At 57.4% G+C, this 17,465-nt stretch carries 14 protein-coding genes; 5 read left to right on the top strand and 9 right to left on the bottom strand.

Features of this window, described 5'->3' with window-relative positions; genetic code table 11:
• Window positions 1-28: 28 nt before the first annotated feature.
• The 3 genes from uxaC to MKY96_RS06800 all read left to right on the top strand — a co-directional run bounded on the left by uxaC (window position 29) and on the right by MKY96_RS06800 (window position 3,226).
• Window positions 29-1,450 carry a glucuronate isomerase gene (gene uxaC / locus MKY96_RS06810; RefSeq protein ID WP_340939388.1) on the top strand — a complete coding sequence of 474 codons (1,422 nt, stop codon included), beginning with the start codon at window positions 29-31 and terminating at the stop codon, window positions 1,448-1,450.
• 17 nt (window positions 1,451-1,467) lie between these two features.
• On the top strand, window positions 1,468-2,154 hold the full coding sequence (locus MKY96_RS06805) for a rhamnogalacturonan acetylesterase (RefSeq protein WP_340939387.1): 687 nt from the start codon (window positions 1,468-1,470) through the stop codon (window positions 2,152-2,154).
• 229 nt (window positions 2,155-2,383) lie between these two features.
• Complete coding sequence (locus MKY96_RS06800) at window positions 2,384-3,226, top strand: sugar phosphate isomerase/epimerase family protein (RefSeq protein ID WP_340939385.1); 843 nt, start codon at window positions 2,384-2,386, stop codon at window positions 3,224-3,226.
• Between the two features lie 331 nt (window positions 3,227-3,557).
• Here the strand turns inward: MKY96_RS06800 and fucU are convergent, their stop codons facing one another.
• Genes fucU through MKY96_RS06780 form a run of 4 tightly spaced genes read right to left on the bottom strand, consistent with a single transcriptional unit; the run spans window position 3,558 to window position 8,112 of the window.
• Window positions 3,558-3,998 carry an L-fucose mutarotase gene (gene fucU / locus MKY96_RS06795; RefSeq protein ID WP_340939384.1) on the bottom strand — a complete coding sequence of 147 codons (441 nt, stop codon included), beginning with the start codon at window positions 3,996-3,998 and terminating at the stop codon, window positions 3,558-3,560.
• Window positions 3,999-4,021: 23 nt separating this feature from the next.
• Complete coding sequence (locus MKY96_RS06790; protein WP_340752660.1) at window positions 4,022-4,672, bottom strand: class II aldolase/adducin family protein; 651 nt, start codon at window positions 4,670-4,672, stop codon at window positions 4,022-4,024.
• Between the two features lie 53 nt (window positions 4,673-4,725).
• Window positions 4,726-6,321 (bottom strand): rhamnulokinase, encoded by a 1,596-nt coding sequence (locus tag MKY96_RS06785; protein WP_340939383.1) that lies wholly within the window; start codon window positions 6,319-6,321, stop codon window positions 4,726-4,728.
• 24 nt (window positions 6,322-6,345) lie between these two features.
• Window positions 6,346-8,112, bottom strand: coding sequence for an L-fucose isomerase (locus MKY96_RS06780; protein ID WP_340939382.1), 1,767 nt, complete (start codon window positions 8,110-8,112; stop codon window positions 6,346-6,348).
• A gap of 321 nt (window positions 8,113-8,433) precedes the next feature.
• On the opposite strand from MKY96_RS06780, the gene MKY96_RS06775 reads away from it, so the two are divergent.
• Window positions 8,434-9,207: a DeoR/GlpR family DNA-binding transcription regulator gene (locus tag MKY96_RS06775; RefSeq protein ID WP_340939381.1), complete on the top strand. Its 774-nt coding sequence runs from the start codon at window positions 8,434-8,436 to the stop codon at window positions 9,205-9,207.
• 3 nt (window positions 9,208-9,210) lie between these two features.
• Here MKY96_RS06775 and MKY96_RS06770 read toward each other — a convergent pair whose 3' ends face one another.
• Entirely contained in the window at window positions 9,211-10,050 is an 840-nt protein-coding gene (locus tag MKY96_RS06770; protein ID WP_340939380.1) for an MBL fold metallo-hydrolase, read from the bottom strand.
• Window positions 10,051-10,242: 192 nt separating this feature from the next.
• Between MKY96_RS06770 and MKY96_RS06765 the strand changes: the two genes are divergently transcribed.
• Window positions 10,243-12,180 carry an NAD(+) synthase gene (locus MKY96_RS06765; RefSeq protein ID WP_340939379.1) on the top strand — a complete coding sequence of 646 codons (1,938 nt, stop codon included), beginning with the start codon at window positions 10,243-10,245 and terminating at the stop codon, window positions 12,178-12,180.
• A 91-nt stretch (window positions 12,181-12,271) separates the two neighbouring features.
• Here the strand turns inward: MKY96_RS06765 and MKY96_RS06760 are convergent, their stop codons facing one another.
• The 4 genes from MKY96_RS06760 to MKY96_RS06745 form a co-directional block, all read right to left on the bottom strand.
• Entirely contained in the window at window positions 12,272-12,700 is a 429-nt protein-coding gene (locus MKY96_RS06760; protein WP_340939378.1) for a GreA/GreB family elongation factor, read from the bottom strand.
• 173 nt (window positions 12,701-12,873) lie between these two features.
• Entirely contained in the window at window positions 12,874-13,806 is a 933-nt protein-coding gene (locus MKY96_RS06755) for a class I SAM-dependent methyltransferase (RefSeq protein WP_340939377.1), read from the bottom strand.
• A gap of 143 nt (window positions 13,807-13,949) precedes the next feature.
• Window positions 13,950-14,351 carry an RrF2 family transcriptional regulator gene (locus tag MKY96_RS06750; protein WP_340939376.1) on the bottom strand — a complete coding sequence of 134 codons (402 nt, stop codon included), beginning with the start codon at window positions 14,349-14,351 and terminating at the stop codon, window positions 13,950-13,952.
• A gap of 291 nt (window positions 14,352-14,642) precedes the next feature.
• Window positions 14,643-17,315 (bottom strand): glycoside hydrolase family 78 protein, encoded by a 2,673-nt coding sequence (locus tag MKY96_RS06745; protein WP_340939375.1) that lies wholly within the window; start codon window positions 17,313-17,315, stop codon window positions 14,643-14,645.
• Between the last annotated feature and the right edge of the window lie 150 nt (window positions 17,316-17,465).

The raw sequence follows: 17,465 nt of genomic DNA, 5'->3' as shown, positions 1-17,465 counted from the left end.
CCAATCCATTCAAAGGGAGATCCTACTCATGTTCCTAAACGAGGACTTCATGTTGTCCGGCGAAACAGCACGGCTACTCTTTCATAATCACGCCAAAACCATGCCCATTATCGATTACCATTGCCATCTGGACCCGCGCGAAATCTATGAGGACCAGCCCTTTGAGAATCTGACCGCAGCCTGGCTGTACGGGGATCATTACAAATGGCGGCTGATGCGCGCAAACGGCGTGCCTGAATCGCATATTACCGGCGACGCCTCTGATTATGATAAATTTCTGGCCTGGGCCCGTACACTGCCTAAGGCAGTAGGCAACCCGCTGTACAGCTGGACGCATCTGGAGCTCCGCCGTTTCTTCGGTGTAGAGGAGCTGCTGTGTGAAGCCACGGCGCCGGCCATCTGGGAGAAGGTCAACCGTAAGCTGGCTGAACCGGGCTTCACCCGGCGCGGCCTGATCCGCAGCAGCGGTGTCAAGGTGATCTGCACCACCGATGATCCGGCAGATTCCCTGGAGTATCACAAGCTGCTGCAGGGGAGTGAGACCGCCTTCCAGGTGTTCCCGACCTTCCGTCCTGACAAGGCGCTGAACATCGATGCCGAAGGCTTCGCCGCCTGGATCGGGAAGCTGGAGTCGGCCTCCGGCCTGCCGGTCAAGAGCTATGCCGGACTGCTGGATGCCCTGCGTAACCGGGTTGCCTTCTTCCACGAGCAAGGCTGCCGCCTGTCGGACCATGCGCTGGATGTCCTGCGTTACGAAGCGGCTGCGCCTGAGGTGGTGGAAGCTATTTTTGCCAAAAGAATGCAGGGAGCTGCGCTGTTACCGGAGGAAATCACCCGCTACCGCACAGAGCTGCTGACCGCGCTGATCGGCTTCTATCATGACAAAGACTGGACTATGCAGCTTCACCTGCATGCCTACCGCAATAATAATACGCCGATGTTCCAGCGGCTTGGACCGGATACCGGCTATGACGGCATCAACGATCTGCCGCTGACCACAGCACTGTCGCAGCTGCTGGACCGGGCCGAGAGCGGCAGTGGTTTGCCGAAGACGATCCTATACTCGCTGAATCCCGGCGACTACCCTGCCCTGCTCGCTCTGCTGGGCTGTTACCAGAAGGATACCCCCGGCAAGCTCCAGCTTGGCTCCGGCTGGTGGTACAACGATACGCGCAGCGGCATGCGCCAGCAGCTGACTCTGCTGGCTGAGGGCAGCCTGCTCGGCAACTTCGTCGGCATGCTGACCGATTCGCGCAGCTTCCTGTCGTATACCCGGCATGAATATTTCCGCCGGGTCCTGTGCGGACTGCTTGGTGAACTCGCCGAACGCGGGGAAGCGCCGGATGACCTCGAAGTCCTCGGGGCTATGGTCCGGGATATCTCCTACAATAACGCAGCCGGGTATTTCGGCTTCCAGACTGCCGGCAGTGAAGCCGGAGTCACTGTCTAGATGGAGGCATGCTGAAGATGCCGACTATCTATATCGCCGGAGACTCTACCGCCGCCCAGAAGGGCGGCGGGGAATGGCCGATGGCCGGATGGGGCGAGTACCTGCGGCAATACGTCAGCCGGAAGGTGCGGATTGAGAACCGGGCCATCAACGGACGGAGTACACGCTCCTTCCTGGCTGAGGGAAGGCTGACAGACCTGGAGCGGGACTTCCTCCCCGGAGATTTCCTGATGATCCAGTTCGGCCATAATGACCAGAAGCTGGAGGACCCTCTCCGTTACACGGAGCCGCATACCGATTACCGCGAGAATCTCAAGGTATTCATCGATTCTGCCCGCAGCCGGGGCAGCTTCCCTGTGCTGCTGACCTCCGTGAGCCGCCGCCGCTTCACTGCGGACAGTGAACCGGACCCGCAGGCTGTGGGACTCTATCCGCAGGTTATGCAGGAGGTTGCAGAGGAGACCGGAACACCTCTGCTTGATATTTTTGCCGCCTCCCAGCAGCTCTACCGCAGACTGGGGACCGAAGCATCAGCCGGGCTGTTCATGCACCTGCCGCCGGGTGCCCGCCCCAACTACCCGGACGGCATTACCGATGACACGCACTTCTCCCAATCCGGAGCGCAGCAGATCGCAGCGCTGGTAGCCGAAGCGCTCGCACAGTGTGAGGAGCTGAGGCTGCTGCACCCGTATCTGCGGGTGTAACTGGGGGATGCAGGGGAGTGTGTCGCGCGGATTAGGTTATTCATCGGCCTGTGGAGCATTGCAAACGCAGCGCACATTATTCGCCATTCTTACATGTTGCTCACTCCTCAGTCAGCATGATCAGGCCGCCTGTGACCACTTTCGGACACAGGCGGCCTTCTTCGTGGGAACCCGGCCCTTCGGTGCTCCATGCGAACTCTTATATCTGAATACAAAGGAGTCTAACCCTATGACCGTTCCGTTTCACCTGGGCGTCCGTGCCCATGACTTCAAGCGGTGTCCGCTGCCGCAATTAATAGATAAGCTGAAGGAGTATGGCTTCCCGGCAGTTCAGTTGGCGTTGCACAAGTCTTTTCCGGAGAGTGTGGCCGAGCTTGGCGCACTAAGTCCGGGCGCTGCTGCGTACTATGGCGATACCTTCAGACAAGCCGGTATCAAGATTGCAGTCCTCGGCTGTTATGTGAACATTATTGATGCTGACCCTGCCAAGCGCGCGCAGGCGCTGAGCGACTTCAACACTCATCTGCGGCTGGCCCGTGACTTCGGCGCAAGTCTGGTAGGGACAGAGACCGGCAGTATGGGTCAGGGGTATACACCGGATAATTTCACGGAGGAGGCTTTTCTGGAGGTCGTTGCCTCGGTTAGCGCCATGGTTGCTGAGGCCGAACGGTTCGGAGTAACTGTAGGCATCGAGGCAGGCGTCAACCACCCGCTCTACACGGCCCCGTTAGCCCGGCGTCTGCTGGATACCGTGGCGTCCAATAACCTGCAAATTATACTGGATGCCGCGAATCTGATGACCCCGGAGAATTACCTTCAGCAGGAGCAGATTGTGGCACAAGCGCTGGAGCTCCTCGGAGACCGGATCGCGGTTCTGCATCTGAAGGATTTCACCGTTAAGAACGGCGCCATCGACATCGTGCCTGCCGGACAAGGCATGCTGAACTTCGCCCCGCTGCTCCGCTACATGAAATATAAGCGCCCGCATATCCAAGGCCTGCTGGAGAGCACTCCTGAGGAATATCTCCAGCCCAGCGCGCAATTCCTGCGGAAAATGTATAACGAGGTTTAACAAAAGTGCTCTGTGGATGGATGTTGAGTGCTGGATGAGAGTAATCTTGCACAAATTGCAGCATTTCCCCCAACTTATACACTCATAGCTGGAATTGTTGCACAAAAGGCAGGAATCCTCCTCCAACTAAGCATCCTGGCCTGCACATTCCTGCATTTCCTGCAACAATCCTCTGGCAAGCCCCGGTTTCAGGGTAGCCAAGTTGCATAACTTGCAACATTTGAGTTATTTAAGGGTGTTTGCTCTAAACGAGCGGTTCACTAAGCAGCGCGCTCTAGGTATAGCAATAAGACCGCCCATAGTTAACCAGGCGGTCTATTGCTTGAGGCTGCTATTCCCCGGCCTCGGGGGAAATCACACCTTTTTTGAGAATAATATTCCCGTAGAGCGCCTCTTCCCCTGTAATCAGAATGGCGTAGCTGTGCTTGGAGCGGTCATAGAAGTCAAAACGCTCTTCATACTCCACCTGCACCGCAGGATCATGCCGGGTAAGAATCTCCTTGTACGTGTCCCATATCACAGGGACTGTGGGGTCTCCCTCCACTACAGCCATGAAGGCCGCCTGAGCCGGAGCATAATGATCCAGCGGTAGCAGCTCCAGGATGGCGTCAAGCAGCAAGGGGATACCGATCCCGTCAGCCCGCAGCACCCGGGAATGCAGCGCATGTCCCGGATAATTGGCATCCGCCAGCACCAGCTCATCCCCGTGGCCCATCTCCATCAGGGTGCGGACGAGCTCGGGGGAGAGCAGTTTGGGTATTTTTTTGAGCATTATCCTATCTCCTCCCGGCTTCCTTACATCCCGTAGAATGATCTCAGCGCCACCAGCTCCTCAATCCGGTGCGGCGGCAGCTCGCGCTCTCCCCCGATCATGCGGGTCAGGAAGGTCAGCTTCGCCGTATACTCAAGCCGCTCCATGTTCATATAAGCAGCCATTACATCCTTGCCCCAGGTCAGGGCCCCGTGGCTCTCCAGCAGCACAGCGGTCTTCTTGCCCAGGAAGGGAGTCAGCGAATCCGGGATCTCATCGGTCGAAGGCGTCCCGTATACCGCCAGTGGAATGTCCCCCATGGCAATGACGGATTCCGGCATCATCATTTTGTCCAGCGCTTCACCCTTGATGGCAAAAGCGGTAGCATACGGCGGATGCGCATGCACCACCCCGCCCATCTCCGGCAGCTCGTTGTAGATCTTCAGGTGCATCTTCACTTCCGTGGAGGGCCGGTAGCCCTCCGCTGCATCCAGGATTTCTCCCTGCAGATTGACTTTGACCAGCATATGCGGCTGCAGATAGCCTTTGCTGACTCCGGTGGGCGAAGTAATGACCTCGGTGGCCGACAGGCGGGCGGAGATATTGCCGTCATTGGCCGCGATGAAATCCTTGTTGAACAGATTCCGGCCGATATCGCAGATTAGGCGCCGTAGTTCTTCTTCGTGATTATTCATAATTGCCCCCTTGATTGCTACTTGATTGCTAGTTGATTGCTGTATGAAGCTTATCAGTTCTGATGTGTTAAAGACGGCTGGTACCGGAGCGTTGAGCAGGACCGGGCGGCCACCCTTCGGACCTCTGCGGGATCGACAGCACCGAGCGCCGTCAATTGCACCAAAAGGTTGCCGATCGCGCTCGCTTCTACCGGTCCGGCAAAAACCTCTTTGCCGGTGGCATCCGCCGTCAGCTGGCACAGCAGCTTGTTCTGAATGCCGCCGCCGACCATGTGAATGCAGCGCACCGGACGGCCGGTGAGTGCCTCCAGCTCGCGGATCGTATCCGCGTAAGACCGGGCCAGACTCTCCAGAATCGAGCGGATGATCTCCGCCCGGGTCTGCGGCACCGGCTGTCCGGTGCGGATGCAGTAGGATTCAATCCGCAGCGGCATATCGCCCGGCGTGCTGAAGAGCGGATCGTTCGGGTCCAGCATGGCGATGCACGCACCCGGCCGGTCCAGCTGCCCGGCCAGCTCGGCGGCTTCCTGATGGCTCAGCGGTTCCCCCGCTTCAGCCCAGCTCCGCTGGGTCTCCTGGAGCAGCCAGAGGCCGGTGATATTCTTCAGCAGCCGGTTCGTGCCGCCGAAGCAGCTCTCGTTGGTGAAGCCGCTGGCCCGGGCGGCATCGCTTAATACAGGCTCCGCCGTCTCCAGGCCCACCAGCGACCAGGTTCCGCAGCTGATGAATGCAGCGGATGGCAGCGTGGGGCTGAGTCCGGCGGGCCGGTAAGGTCCGGCGGAACTTGGATCTGGGGAGCTAAGATCGGCGTTGCTAGGATCAGCGCTGCCAGGGCCGACGTAGCTAGAGCCGAAGCCGCCGTAAGGAATGGACGCCAAGGCCGAAGCCGTATCATGCGAGGCTCCGGCGATGATCTTAAGCGGACCGCTGCCCAGCTCTTCCTGGAGCGCGGGCCGGAGCTCCCCCAGCACCGTGCCTGCCGGAACCAGCCGGGGCACAAGCGTAACCGGCAGCTCCAGCCTGCGCAGCACTTCGGCTGCAGGCGCTGTGGACTGCGGATTCAGCAGGCCGCTGGTGCTCCAGATGGTCTGCTCGGCTACGGCCACGCCGCTGAGCATATAATGGAACAGATCCGGCATCATCAGGAGCTGTCTGGCAGTTGTCCGCAGCTCCGGCTTCGCCATAAGATCGGCAAACAATTGATACACCGTATTAATCGGGCTGGACTGGTTGCCCGTCAGCTTGAATTGCTCTGCCGGAGGCAGCGCAGCCTCCAGCACTGAAGCGATGTCCGCCGTCCGCTGATCCCTGTAATGATGCGGAGCGTCCAGCAGCCCGCCCTGTTCATCCAGCAGGCCGTAGTCGACTCCCCAGGTATCAACGCTCAGAGAGCGCAGCGGGCCATACTTTGCCGCAGCCGCTGCAATCCCTTGCTTGATCTCCTCAAGCAGCCGCTGCACATCCCAGTGCAAATGTCCGTTAACCTCTACCGGTCCGTTAGGGAAGCGGTGAATCTCCTCCACCGTCACCTTCCCGTCCCTGTAGCTTCCCAGCATCACTCTGCCGGAGCTGGCTCCCAGGTCGATGGCCAGCAGCCGGATTCCTTGGTTACCGGTTACCTCCATCACTTGCGTCTTCGCCTCTGTCATCTTCCCACCTCTTCACGTGGAGGATTAGTAGAGCGGGCCAAAGTTGCGGCAGGCTCTGTAATCGGCACTCTCCAGATTCTCTGTGCCGAACAGCGACCAGACGCGCGGGCGGAAAATCCGTGATTCTTCCACGTTATGCATGCTGACCGGAATCCGCAGGATCGAGGCCAGCGTAATGAGATCCGCACCGATATGCCCGTAGCTGATCGCCCCGTGATTGGCACCCCAATTGTTCATCACATCGTAGACAGACTGGAAGGAGCCCTGGCCGGTCAGCTTCGGGGCGAACCAGGTTGTCGGCCAAGTAGGGTCCGTCCGCTGGTCGAGCGTGTCATGCACTTCTCCCGGCAGCTCCACCGTGTAGCCTTCCACCAGCTGCAGTACAGGTCCCAGACCCTTCACCAGATTGAGCCGGGCCATGGTGACCGGCATACCGCCACGGGTCAGGTAATCCGTCGAGAAGCCGCCTCCCCGGAAATATTCCTGGGAAGCCGGACGGAACTGGGTCTGCGCGATACAGGCCGCCGCCTCTTCATCCGTGATGTCCCAGAACGGCTTGATCGCCGGCTTGCCGTCAATACTCTGCTCGCCGGTGCCGTCCAGCGCTGCCGAGCCGGAATTAATCAGATGCAGCAGGCCGCCTGCCGCTGCTCCCTCCAGCTCATACCCGGTCACGCGCTTCACAGCAGCCGGACTCCAGAAGGTGCGCACATCAGCAAAGATCTGCGCCGTATTCGTCAGCAGGTAATTGAACAGCATCGTCACCCCGTTCAGGCTGTCATTCTCGGTGGCGACGATATAAGGCGCCCGTCTGCCGTTCCAGTCGAACGAGGAGTTCAGAATCGTCTCCATGAAATCGCCGTTAGGGAAGTGATCGGTCCATTGCCGCTGGCCCTGGAAGCCGCCCAGCAGGGCATTGTGACCACTCGCTTCTTCTTCGAAGCCAAGCTTCGCAAGCTGCGGATTGCCGGTCATGAGATCACGGGCAATCAGCGTCATTTTGACAACCGTCTCCCACTGCTCTTCCTTAACCTCTTCAGTGAGCTGCAGATGCTGCGGGTTATTATCCGCCCCCACACGGCAGTTGTCCTTCACCCAGGCCAGCGCCCGCGTGAACTCCTCGGGATCATAGATCCCTTCCTCAAATCTGCGTACAAATTCGGACATATCGATATATTCATTGCGCATGCCGAGATATTCCTGGAAGAACTGCTCGTTTACAATAGAACCGGCGATTCCCATCGACACGGAGCCCATCGACAGATAGGACTTCCCCTTCATCAGAGCAGCCGCCAGTGCGGACTTCGCAAACTGCAGCAGCTTCACCTGAACATCCGCCGGGATCTCCTCGCTGCTGGATTCCTGGACATCCTCTCCGTAGATGCCGAAGGCCGGAATGCCTTTTTGCGCATAAGCAGACAGAACTGCCGCCAGATATACCGCCCCGGGGCGCTCCGTTCCGTTGAAACCCCATACCGCATGCGGGATTGTCGCATCCATATCCATCGTTTCCGATCCGTAGCACCAGCACGGGGTGACTGTAATGGATACGCCTACACCTGCACCCGCGAACTTCTGCGCCGCCGCCGCAGCCTCCTTCACACCGCCAATCGTAGAATCGGCAATGATACATTCCACCTGAGAGCCATCAGGATACCTTACATTCTCCTGCAAAAATGCCGCCACGCGCTGCGCCATGCCCATCGTCTGCGCCTCCAGCGATTCGCGCACCCCGCGTCTTCTGCCGTCAATTGTCGGCCGGATTCCAATCTTCGGATAATTTGCTGTCACTGCTGTTCCTCCCCCAAATCGTTAGTTGATAGTATGAGAACATTACACTGGAGCTATAGCTCCGATTAGTAAGCGCTACCAAATACAGCCTCTGCGGTCTGCACCCTTTTGTCTTTCGCCGCAGGCTTTCCATTTCCTCTACATCATAGAATCACTCACCTGCAAAGTCAACACTATTCCACACTTTAAATTTGGTTTTTGTGTGGTTTTATGTGATATAATTTCGATGAACTGTGGAATTGTTTGTGATTGTGGGATTTATGTCAGGCAGCAGATTATAGTAAACTGTATACAACTACATAACGTAAGGGTGGGCATGATATGAAGGCTTTTGAACGGCGGGATCTGGTCATTAATGAGCTCTACAGGCATAAGAAGGTTCACGTTGCGGATCTGGCGCAGAAATTCGGTGTATCGGAGGAGACGATCCGGCGCGATCTCGACCGGCTGGACAAGGAGGGCATTGCCAAGAAGAATTACGGCGGGGCGATTCTGAACGTCCACACCAACGAGGACCCTTCCTACTCGCACAGGCATCAGGTCAACATTGAAGCGAAGCGGATGATTGCGGCAAGGCTGCTGGAGCTGATTAATGACGGGGACAGTGTGATGACGGACACCAGCACAACGGCTTTTGAAGGCTTGCGGAGAATCGTCGAGGACAAAAAAAATCTGACCATCATCACCAATTCCCTGGCGGTATTGTCAGAATTCCAGCATTCCGGGCAAAAGCTCATCTCCACGGGGGGCCTGCTCGGGCCGGAGACCAGCTCTTTCGTAGGGCCTACGGCCTCGCAGACCATCCTGAAATATAATGTGGATGTGGCTATTTTCAGCTGCAAGGCACTCTCCATGAACGGCGGACTCTGTGATTCCAACGAAGCGGAGACCGAGCTTAAGGTGCTGATGCAGCAGCAGGCGAGCAAGGTGGTCCTTCTGGCTGACCATTCCAAGTTCGACCGGATCGCCTTCATCCGGCTGTTCAGCTTCGACAAGGTCGATTATATCGTCACCGATCAGCGGCCGTCTGAGGAATGGATCGAGTTCCTTGCCAAGTATCAGGTCTCCCTGCTCTACCCTGCGGATTCACAATAAGTCTTAACGTTCACGCTTAAAAGCCTGCGCAGACACGTACACGAACCGTTCCGCTCTGGCCATCATATGGAACTTCTGCTCCGGGAAGTGGCGGTACAGGTAATCCACGAAATAGCCCGGATTCTCGGCGTTGCCGGCGAACAGGTCATAATGCAGCGGAACCACGGTCTCAAAGCCTGAGGTTGCCGCAAACTCCGCCGCTTCCCGGTAATTCATATTGCCGACAATATTGCGGCTTCCCCGGTAATAGTCACGGCCGTTAATCGGCAGCAGCGCCAGATCGATCTTGCGGCTGCCTACCTCCTCAATCAGCTCAGGGAACAGCACGGTATCCCCGGCATGATAGAGCTTTACCCCGTTCAGCTCCAGAATGTAGCCGATATACTTGGGATTGCCCTGTTCATCGCGGTCCAGTTGCTCATGCGCCGCTGCCACCGGATAAACCTTCAGGCCTTGTGCGGGCTCTGCTTCACTGGCAGGCAGGGCAGCGGTGAGGCGCTCCTTGCCAATGCCCAGCTCCTGCAGACGCTCCAGGCAGACCGCCGGAGCCATGAACTGCGCCTGCGGATTCAGTCCGGCAAGCACGGGCAGGGCCTCCTCATCCAGATGATCCGAGTGGTCGTGGGTAATCAGGCAGACCTCCATATTCTTAATATCTGCCGGTGCAACCGGCGGCGGGAAGCTGCGGTCCGGATTCGGTGATACATACGGGTCAATATATACGGTTACATCTGCGCCCTTGACAATAACGCTGGCTTGTCCGAGGAACCAGACCGCCAGGCAGCCGTAAGGCACCTCGGTGCTGCGGATTTCTTCGATTAATTCTTGTCCTGCTAATGGCATAGCGGGTTGCTCCCTTCCTCTTCTATCTCTCATTCTTCACAGCTGTATGTTACATCCCTGTTTAGTTTATACCCGCGAGAAGACAAATGGAAGCGCTTGTGATAATCCCTGCTTGTTACCAATGCCATTTCATGGGTACAATTATTAGATAGTCTACTTCTATAATGGACAGGTAAAGGACAGGTGAAATGAATGCAGAATTACGGATTCGCAAGAGTCGCCGCCGCTTCCCCGGAGCTCCGGGTGGCCGACTGCGTCTTCAATGCAGACCAGATAATTGAAGCCATCAATACAGCCAGCACCCAGGAGGTGGAGTACCTGGTACTCCCGGAGCTGTGCATCACCGGCTACAGCTGTGCGGACCTGTTCCTCCAGCCCCGGCTGCTGGAATCCGCGATGCAGGCGCTGCTGCGGATTACAGCAGCTACGGCAGAGCACCGGATGATTGTCATTGCCGGTCTGCCGGTCTCCATCAAAAGCAGGCTGTTTAACTGTGCCGCAGTCCTCCAGCAGGGCCGGATTCTCGGGATGGTGGTCAAGACCTGCATCCCCGGATACAGCGAATTCTATGAGCCGCGCTGGTTCGCAGGAGCCGAAGAGCTGGAGGTGTCCGAGCTGCGGATCGGCGGATCGGCGGTGCCGGTGGGCAATGATCTGATTTTTGCCTGCGAGAGTGACGGGAATCTGTCGTTCGGTGTGGAGATCTGCGAGGATCTCTGGGTGCCGGTGCCGCCAAGCAGTCTGCTGGCCCAGGCTGGGGCGACGCTGCTGTTCAACCCGTCGGCCAGCAACGAGCTGGTTGGCAAGGCGGATTACCGCCGCCAGCTGGTCGGCGGCCAGTCCGCCTCCTGTGTGGCCGGTTATGTCTATGCCAGCTGCAATACGGGCGAATCGACAACAGACGTTGTCTTCGGCGGACATTCGCTGATCGCGGAGAACGGCCAGCTGCTGGCCGAATCGGAACGCTTCACCCATGAGAGCCGGATGATTACCGCCGACATTGACCTGCCCCGGCTGCAGTATTCCCGCACCGTGATGGGAACGTTCCGGGCCGGCAAAGGCGGACGCAATTACCGCGAGATTCTCTACGCCGCGCCGCTTAGCAGCGGCAATGAGCGGGAGCTGAAGCGTTCTGTAGGCGTCAACCCGTTCGTGCCGGGCAATCCGCTCCAGCGGGACGAGCGCTGCCAGGAGATTCTCTCGATCCAGACCTCCGGTCTGATGAAGCGTATCCGCCACATCGGCACCAAGCAGGCTGTGATCGGCATCTCCGGCGGCCTCGACTCTACGCTTGCGCTGCTGGTTGCCGTGCGGGCTATGGAGCTGCTCGGGCGTCCAGCCAGCGATGTGCTGGCGGTCACGATGCCGGGCTTCGGCACGACCAGCCGCACTTACGACAACGCGGTAGGCTTGATCAAGGCACTCGGCGCCTCAATGAAGGTCGTTGACATCAAGGCGGCCTGCCTCCAGCACTTTCAGGACATCGGCCACGACCCGGAGGTGCATGACCTGACCTACGAGAACGTACAAGCCCGCGAGCGAACCCAGATTCTGATGGACCTCGCCAACAAGAACGGCGGAATTGTCATCGGCACGGGCGACCTGTCCGAGCTGGCGCTGGGCTGGTGTACCTATAACGGCGACCATATGTCGATGTACAGCGTGAATTCAGGCATTCCGAAGACGCTGATCCAGTATGTTGTCGCCTGGTATGCGGACCACGAAGCACACGAGACGGTGAGTAAGTATCTCTACAGCATTATCGAGACCGGAATCAGCCCGGAGCTGCTGCCGCCTTCGGCCACCGGAGAGATTGTCCAGCTGACCGAGAATATTCTGGGCCCTTACATTGTGCATGACTTCTTCCTGTATTACATGCTGCGTACAGGCGCTTCTCCCGGCAAAATGCTCTATCTCGCCCAGCACGCTTTCAGCGGGGCTTATCCCAAGGAGCAGCTGACCGCCTGGCTGAAGGTGTTCGTCACCCGCTTCTTCACCCAGCAGTTCAAGCGCTCCTGCCTGCCGGACGGACCGAAGGTCGGTACGGTCAGCCTCTCGCCGCGCGGCGACTGGCGCATGCCAAGCGATGCTTCCGCCGCGCTCTGGCTGCAGGAAATCGAAGAACTGTAGCTCCTGGCCGTTGCTACATGGCCGAAGACAAATAGGCGTCCCCCATCATCACAGGATGATCAGGGACGCCTCTTTTTTTCAGCAATCTGCTTCACTCGTACCTATTATCAAGAATCAAGACTTCATCGCTGCCGAACGGGGTCTGAATCGTTACCGTCTCTCCCGGGCACGCCAGAATCAGCCCTCTGCCCATGGGTGACCAGAGTGAGATGCAGAATTCATCCAGCTCCGCTTCACCGGGGATGACAATCCGGTACGGCTCATCAAGCGTCTCCTGGCCGATCCGCAGCGACACCCGGGACCCGACCAGCACCATAGAACGCTGAAGCGCATCGCTGTCACCGGACAGAATCTGCTCCACCGTCTCCTGATAACGCTTGATCATCGCTTGAACCTCTGCCCGCTCAGCCGGAGACTCCCACGTTCCCCTGTCCAGAATGGAGAATTTATGCTCATCGAGATAGACCAGCTGCTGCACCAGCTCCTCGCGGAAGGAAACCGTTTTGAGACTATGGCTCATAGTAGATTTCACCTACCTTCTTCATCAGGTCATGCTCGAAAATACGCTTGTTCCTGCTCATAGCCCTCAGTCCTCCCATATAAGAAAATAGATCCCGCGCAGGGACCTATTCTCTATGATAGCATCTTTCTATGGAAAGACAATCTCATGTACTGGGAATGGACAACAGCGGCTCAGTGCTTCACAGAATATGCAGATTTCCCGGATGCTTCGGCAGCGGACCGGCTGTACATATTCAGGTCCTGCAGCTTGATCAGCACCTTGCCGAACCGTCCGCCTTGGCGGACAACGACTTGCTGCTGCGGGTAGGCCGTGTGCAGATAATCCGTAACTGTCTTGCGGGTAGTCTCTCCCCCGTCCAGATGATGCAGCGGCAGCATCTCCATCACCTCTGCGGCTGCTGCTTCCAGTGATAGCTCCTTGCTTTTCGTTTCGCGGGTAATGATGGTCTCATAGGAATAGCCCTTCAAATATAATAATTGAGTCAGATAAGCCATATCCGAGGACTCTGCATGAACTTCCCGGCCGGTCAGCAGCGGCAGCACTTCATTCATCAGGCTGTGCTCCTGCACACCTGCCGAGGTGCTGATATAGCAATATTGCCGGGCACAGCTGATCACCTTCTCCGTGCTCTCCCAGTCGAAGACCGCCGGACACATGGACACGAAGACCAGATCGAAGGCGTTCAGCCAGCCGCGTGCGGCAATGTCGATATTCTCGAACGCTTCATGCACCAGCTCCACCTGTCCCGGAGCGAATCCGGCAGTGTTCTTCAGGAACAGCTCCGCTAAGGGAACATTAGGTTCTACTGCTGTAACCTTGGCCCCCCGCTCGATAAAAGGAACCGTGAACCCGCCCGAAGCCGCCCCCACATCGAGCACAGTCAACCCGTTAAAATCCACGCCCTGGCCTTCCATCCAGCCGATAATCCGCTCACTCCGGTCCCGCCCGGCACTGCTGAATACCTCTTCATTGAACACCTGCGCCTTATGATCGAAGCTCGTGTGCGGGTTCATGCCCATCGCCTTGAACTTGTTGGCCATTGCCTTGGGATCTTCCTTCCAGGCCTTCTCCCATACGCTTGCATCGAATAATTTGTTGCTCATCACTGAATCATCCTCTCGTGGATACATAATAATCTTAATGTAGGACTATTGGCTTTACGGACTTAACAGACTTTGAATATCTATAAAAACTCCTAAGTTGAAACGGATGTACCCTCCTTTAAAAGGACGGCTCCGTTTCATACTTAGTGGCACTGCCTCATTTTCTCAGCAAGCTCGGACATCATTTTGTTACGCAGATAGTCCTCCATCTGCCCTTCGGCCTTGACCATCTCCTGCTGGATCAGACACTCGCTGGGATGGTCCAGGGTGCAGTCAAACAGCGATGCAGTCCCTTCAATGGCATGGATGATATCCAGAAACGAGATTTCTTCCCCTTTGCGCCGCAGACGATACCCGCCATTCGCCCCGGATGCAGATTCGATAAGCCCGGCCTTGACCAGCTTGGTCAGAATCTTGGATAAATACGTAGGCGATACATTCTGCCGCTCGGCAAGCTGCTGCACGCCCATTGGCTTATCAGGAGTGTGCGCCACCAGGAACAGCATCGTGTGCAGGGCGTAGTTCGTTGCTTTGGAGTATTTCATGTCTTATTCCACCTTACCTATGGACTATGTCCGCAATTACAGACTTCATTTGTCTATGATAACCCTTATGCGGAGGGAATGCAAGGGGCAGGAGAGGGGAATGGGCGGAGAGATTGGGGGGGAAGAAACACAAGTGAACACAGCTTAGTTGTCCTTTAAGCAGCCAACCTACGTGCGCACCGGCACATTGTATTCGCATTTTCCAGCACAACAAGAACACAGAGCCCCATAATCCATGAGGCTCTGCATCGCAGCATTATCAGTGGCAGATATGCCCCGTCTACACTCTGCTTACTTCCGCAAAGGGTACTGGAATCTGTATTCCCCGGAGCCGAGTGTAACCTTCACCACCTGTGCCAGCTGCTCAGCGGAATGAATGCCGGGGACCTGCTCAAGCGGCTGCCCGGCTGCCATTCCTGTCTCCGACACTTCGGCCAGCAAGGCGTCCGGCAACAGCACCGTAGCTGAGGTATTCGGCGGAATCACGGCGATCAGCGCGATTGTCCCGGAATCTATCGTCCATTCGGAGCGGATCATCCCGTACATGGATTCCAGACTGGCGGCAGCCGAGGTCAGTCCGCCTCCCGGATGCGGCTGGATCAGGAACTGCTTATAGCCCGGCCCCTCCTCTGTCTGCTCGATCCCGGCCACATGGCGGTACAGGAAATCCCCTACCGCTCCATAAGCATAGTGGTTGAAGGAATTCATCGACGCACTCCAGAAGCTTCCGTCCTCCTTAATTCCGTCCCAGTGCTCCCAGATCGTAGTTGCGCCGCGGGTAATCGGATACAGCCAGGATGGATAGTCCGTCTGGAGCAGCAGCTTGTAGGCAGCCTCGCAATGTCCCGCATCCGCCAGCACCAGATTCAGATAAGGCGTGCCGACGAAGCCGGTCGTAAGGTGGTACCCGCTCGCTTCCAGCAGCTGTATAAGTCTCGCTACCGTGCGGTCCTTCGCACTCCCCTCCACTAGTCCGAACATTAACGCCAGCACACAGGCTGTTTGGGTAGCCGGACCTTTCTCCCCCGCTGGCAGGATATACGCTTGGTTGAACGCATCTTTGACCTGGTGATGAAGCTGTGAGTAATTCTCTACATCTTCTGTCCTGCCGAGCACCTTCGCCGTCTTCTCCATCAGCTGGACCGAATAGGCATAGAAGGCAGTTGCGATATAATTCCGGTCCGTTGCACCCACATGACTGTCAGCCTTGGCATCCAGACCTAGCCAATCTCCGAAGTGGTCGCCGGTATTCCACAGGAACTCATCCGTACCCTGGCGGCGGATATACTCCACCCAGCCCTTCATGCTGCTGTACTGCTGCTCAAGAATCCGCATATCCCCGTAACACTGGTAGACCGTCCACGGACAGATGACCGCCGCATCGCCCCAGGCTGCAGAGGAATGCGCCTCCTCCCCAAGCACATGCGGAATCACGTAGGGAACACCGCCATCCTCCCGCTGATCCGCAGCCAGATCCCCCAGCCATTTGCTGAAAAAAGGTGCCACATTCATCAGATACGCCGCCGTGCGGATGAACATCTGTGCGTCGCCGGTCCACCCCAGCCGTTCATCCCGCTGCGGGCAGTCGGTCGGCACATCGACGAAATTGCCCTTTTGCCCCCAGAGGATGTTGTGCTGGAGCTGATTCAGCAGTGCATCGGAGCAAGTGAAGGTGCCGGTCGGCTCCATATCGGAATGCAGCACCACGCCTGTGAAGTCCTGCAGATCCAGCGGGTCCGGGAAGCCGATCAGCTGGACATACCGGAAGCCCTGGAAGGTAAAACGCGGCTGGAAGCTCTCCCGGCCCCCGCCTCCGGCGATATAAGTAACGGTCTGCCTGGCTGTCCGCAGGTTCTCGGTATATACATTGCCCTGCTGATCCAGCACCTCGAAATGCCGCAGCTGATATTCCTGACCCGCCGCGCCGTCTACGGTGAACCGCAGCCAGCCGACCATATTCTGGCCCATATCGAGCACCGTCTCCCCCGCCGGAGTGCGGATGAGAGCAACAGGTGCCAATTCCTGGACCGCCCGGACCGGATCATTCTGCTGTGCAAGCATAATATTCTTGGCATACGGAAGAATCTCAGCAGCCAGCCACAGCGTGTCATCGTAACCCGGCGTGCTGAAGCCGTGCTGCGCCAGGCGGGCGTCATAGGTCTCCCCGTGATACAGCTCCGACATCAGCAGCGGGCCGGGCAACACCTTCCACTGCGGACCGCTCCCTATGATCTGCTCCGTGCCGTCCTCATAGGTGAGATGAAGCTGCAACAGCAGCGCTGTGCGGTTGCCATAGATATGCTTCCTGTGCTCCCAGCCGAGATTCCCTTTGTACCAGCCGTTCCCGAGCCAAGCTCCGGCCACATTGTCCCCAACCACCAGTTGTTCCGTTACATCATACGTCTGATACTGCAGGCGGTGGCTGTAGCTGGTCCACCCAGGATTAAGATAAGTATCTCCGACCCGCACCCCGTTCAGCTCCAGCTCGTACAGCCCGAGACTGGTCACATAGATCCGGGCCCGGGCGAGCGGCCGGTCCACCTGGAAGCTTCCGCGCAGCAGCGGACTTTGCTCTGCATCTTCCGCAAGGCAGGCCAGCGGAGCCGTAATCCATTCTGCGGTCCACTCCTCCGGCGAGAGCAGCCCCATCTCCCACCAGGCCGCCTGCGACCACTCCGTAGGGCGGTTGTGCTGATCCCATATTTTCACCCGGTAATAATAAATCTGCCTGGACTGCAGCTCCAGCCCCTTCAGCTCGATATGGAGAGATTCACCAGACTCCACTCTGCCCGAATCCCACCATATGCTCCCGAAATCCGCCGCACCTGACACCTGTAATTGATACGCCTGCTGTCTCACATCGCGCTCATCCGTATGCAGCTGCCAGCTGAATCTCGGTAAGCGGATATCCAGTCCCAGCGGATTCTCCTGGTATTCCACTCGCGGTTTTTGGATAGCTATCATTGAATACACCTCACCTTTTATAGGATTAATCCTGTATACCTGTATATATGATGCGCTTTCTATTACAATTATAGGATTCCGCATGGTTTGCATGACCTGCAATGTGGACATTTCACCGGGGTAAAAAGGACTTTATGCCATCTCGAGGAG

This window comes from Paenibacillus sp. FSL R7-0302, from assembly GCF_038006885.1.
GTDB lineage: Bacteria > Bacillota > Bacilli > Paenibacillales > Paenibacillaceae > Paenibacillus_AQ.
Note: the sequence above shows the minus strand (reverse complement) of the source record. Positions and strands in the feature narration are given on the sequence as shown.

What these genes read in the sequence shown, in the direction of transcription:
- uxaC (WP_340939388.1), top strand. Translation starts at nt 29, where the DNA reads ATGTTCCTAAACGAGGACTTCATGTTGTCCGGCGAAACAGCACGGCTA.
- MKY96_RS06805 (WP_340939387.1), top strand. Translation starts at nt 1,468, where the DNA reads ATGCCGACTATCTATATCGCCGGAGACTCTACCGCCGCCCAGAAGGGC.
- MKY96_RS06800 (WP_340939385.1), top strand. Translation starts at nt 2,384, where the DNA reads ATGACCGTTCCGTTTCACCTGGGCGTCCGTGCCCATGACTTCAAGCGG.
- fucU (WP_340939384.1), bottom strand. Translation starts at nt 3,998, where the DNA reads ATGCTCAAAAAAATACCCAAACTGCTCTCCCCCGAGCTCGTCCGCACC.
- MKY96_RS06790 (WP_340752660.1), bottom strand. Translation starts at nt 4,672, where the DNA reads ATGAATAATCACGAAGAAGAACTACGGCGCCTAATCTGCGATATCGGC.
- MKY96_RS06785 (WP_340939383.1), bottom strand. Translation starts at nt 6,321, where the DNA reads ATGACAGAGGCGAAGACGCAAGTGATGGAGGTAACCGGTAACCAAGGA.
- MKY96_RS06775 (WP_340939381.1), top strand. Translation starts at nt 8,434, where the DNA reads ATGAAGGCTTTTGAACGGCGGGATCTGGTCATTAATGAGCTCTACAGG.
- MKY96_RS06770 (WP_340939380.1), bottom strand. Translation starts at nt 10,050, where the DNA reads ATGCCATTAGCAGGACAAGAATTAATCGAAGAAATCCGCAGCACCGAG.
- MKY96_RS06765 (WP_340939379.1), top strand. Translation starts at nt 10,243, where the DNA reads ATGCAGAATTACGGATTCGCAAGAGTCGCCGCCGCTTCCCCGGAGCTC.
- MKY96_RS06760 (WP_340939378.1), bottom strand. Translation starts at nt 12,700, where the DNA reads ATGAGCCATAGTCTCAAAACGGTTTCCTTCCGCGAGGAGCTGGTGCAG.
- MKY96_RS06755 (WP_340939377.1), bottom strand. Translation starts at nt 13,806, where the DNA reads ATGAGCAACAAATTATTCGATGCAAGCGTATGGGAGAAGGCCTGGAAG.
- MKY96_RS06750 (WP_340939376.1), bottom strand. Translation starts at nt 14,351, where the DNA reads ATGAAATACTCCAAAGCAACGAACTACGCCCTGCACACGATGCTGTTC.
- MKY96_RS06745 (WP_340939375.1), bottom strand. Translation starts at nt 17,315, where the DNA reads ATGATAGCTATCCAAAAACCGCGAGTGGAATACCAGGAGAATCCGCTG.